This is a genomic window from Paenibacillus sp. 01T422, from assembly GCF_056398785.1.
On the sequence record NZ_JBFTQB010000892.1, the window covers coordinates 1 to 2,663 of the forward strand.

At 47.3% G+C, this 2,663-nt stretch carries 2 protein-coding genes; both read right to left on the reverse strand.

What is annotated here, in order from left to right; translation table 11 throughout:
• The coding region (locus AC1DUA_RS33045; RefSeq protein ID WP_477503764.1) for a DUF5696 domain-containing protein at window positions 1–1,757 on the reverse strand (1,757 nt) is incomplete at its 3' end.
• The coding region (locus tag AC1DUA_RS33050; protein WP_477503765.1) for a YIP1 family protein at window positions 1,754–2,663 on the reverse strand (910 nt) is incomplete at its 5' end. The genes AC1DUA_RS33045 and AC1DUA_RS33050, both read right to left, overlap by 4 nt.

The window sequence follows — 2,663 nt, forward strand, 5'->3', positions numbered from 1 at the left end:
CCCTGTACACCGCCAAGCGTATCTTTGATCTTTTGTAAAATCCGTTCCTGAATATTACGGGCATCGTCTCTTGAAGAGCCGTACTCCGTGTTGTAATCGTTGTACAGCCTCTGGCCCAGCAATCCGACGGCAAGTCCGTCTACACCCATGGCTTTATATTTAGGCAAATCATAATCCACCATCTGCTCCACATATTTATCACTGACGACGGGTGTCCTCTCGCGGTTGAACAAGGGGCTCTGCATAAGCGTCCGGCCCGCTAAGTTCACCATCGCGTTAAACTTCTCATCGAACCCGCCGCTATTCGTATTATTAAGTGAATACTGCGCTTCCAAGTACACCGGATAACCAAGTCCATGTGCATGGTCGATGAATGCTTTCATTCCGGAGTCTCCGCCAATGCGGGAATCCACCGGGAACGTTTGGCCAAAGGAACTATAGCCGCCCTTCTGCCAGCCCGTGTACGTGAGCGACATATTGTTAATCCCTTTGTCATGCAAGGAATTGATAATTTGAATGCCTTCGCTCGTAGTCGTCAAATTGAGATAACGATCACTGATGACTCCTTTTTCCCGATCGGCTCCGATGATATTCGTATATAACGGTATATTCGGGTCTTTGACCGTAACCGGTTTTACCGCTTTCTCCTTCATTAAATATTGGCGGTAGGCCTCAGCCATGCCAACGTAATCTGTCTTCTTATCGTCCAACAAATAATAACGAATGGAACGATCGCTCCCAAACATCTGATTCCGATCATAGTCGACGTAACCCCACGAATCTGGGACGTTCGTATTTCTTGTTGTAAACTGCAAGAAGCTGGAACGATAATTCATTTGTGCCCCAATCCAATTGTAGTTGCTTAGGACACCTGCCGGAGCGGCGACAACGTCGGCATACTCATCACCATCGTGCACGACCGCCAGAAAACCTTTGGATCCCGACTTCATACCGAAAACCGGCATCATAACTTTATTCCGATTGTTGTTGATTCCCGGGAAAGCAATATCTTGTCCGTATGTTAATTCGTCATATATTTTGTTGACATTTAATTGATTATCTTTGAAACGCACCAGGGCTCCTGCGCCATCCGGAATAAACAGGTATCCATCTTGACCATCTGTGTACTCCGCACCTAAGAATGGATACGGTCTGACCCAGACGAGACCCATTTTGGTCTCCTTCACGCCTTCCTGTATGATTTTCGTCTCAACGTAATCCTGATCAACGGTGACCTGGACAGGAATCGTGAAGCCCGTAACAGGAAATTCATAAGCAAGCTTGAAACCGCCAGGAATCGTTTGAATATCCTTGACCCGGCCGCCTTCGGCTGCCAGATTCGTCTCTTTGGCCTGTAAAATATTTTTGGAGAAATCCACATATTGGACCATCAGTGGCGAGGCCAAATGCTTTTTCCAGGTCTCCGAAATCTTCTCTTTCGACCAATATTTCGGATCTGGATAGGAGCGGTATACATTGCCGTTACGTTTGTCCTCAACGATGAAATGTCCCGTCTTTTCGTCCAAGTTCAGTCTCAACGTTTCGGACTCTGCAACCTGCTTGAAATCGGTATCGAGCGGCAGTTTGGCGGGAATACTTGCTGCTTCAATCGTTGTATTTTGCTGCACCGCTTGCGAAGTGCGATGTTCCGAGTCTTTGAACTCAAATTTGGCTCGGGTCAGGAAGATGACAACGGCCGCCAAGATCAGGATGGTAACGATGATGGCTGTTTTATTTGTTTGGATCATCCGGATCATCTCAAGGTCACCTCCTGATACATTTGATAAAGTAGCGATCCGAGATCGCTGGTAAGTCCCATAATAATGAAAATCAGCACACCGATGACAAGCATTGTACATAACGTTAGGAAAACATTCATGATCGTTTCACCAAACGTGTAATTATGGACGTTCTGAATTTTCCAGAAAATAAGCAGCCCGATCCATACCGTCATCGCATTCCCCACGAAATGATAGATCGATGCCTCGGACATCGTCATGACATTGGATACAAAGGCAAGCGGGATGCCAATAGCTATGTAAGGCAAGAGTGCATAGGCGCTGCCGATGAAAATGTGTTTGAACCGCCCCTCCCCCCGATAAATCGAGCTGACCAGGTAGTTAGCGACAATCCAGGCGACCCATACGATGAAGAATTGCGTGAACGTAGAGTAAATATCCACAAAGGTCTTCGGGTTAAAAGCAAAGCTAGTCGCGAACTGGCTGATGATCAGGGACAGATATACGCCAAGCAGAACGAGACTGGCGCTCAGGTAGCTGCCTTTGTTCTCATAGTGAATCGCTGAGAACCCGTCAATCGGATGCTTTAGAACATGCAGCGCAAGCCTTACCTGCGAGAGGAAACGGTTCTGACTCTTCGGTCGATTGCGCCACCTAATCCGAAATTCACGCTTTGCAGTGAGTTTATCGGTTACGGAATATAAGATAACGCAGAGCAGCATGACACTCGCTATCCAGGAGAAATTACTCTGCAGCCACAGCATCCTGATTTGCCAAAAGGAATCGGAGTACCCTTGTTGATCTCCCGCTTCCTTGAACAAATCTTTTGCTGCCTCGTATTGTTCTTTTTTAAAGGCTGACTTCGCAAGGCCCAGATAAGCCGGGGCGAACTGCCCGTTTAGACGAAGCACTTCTTTCCATGGC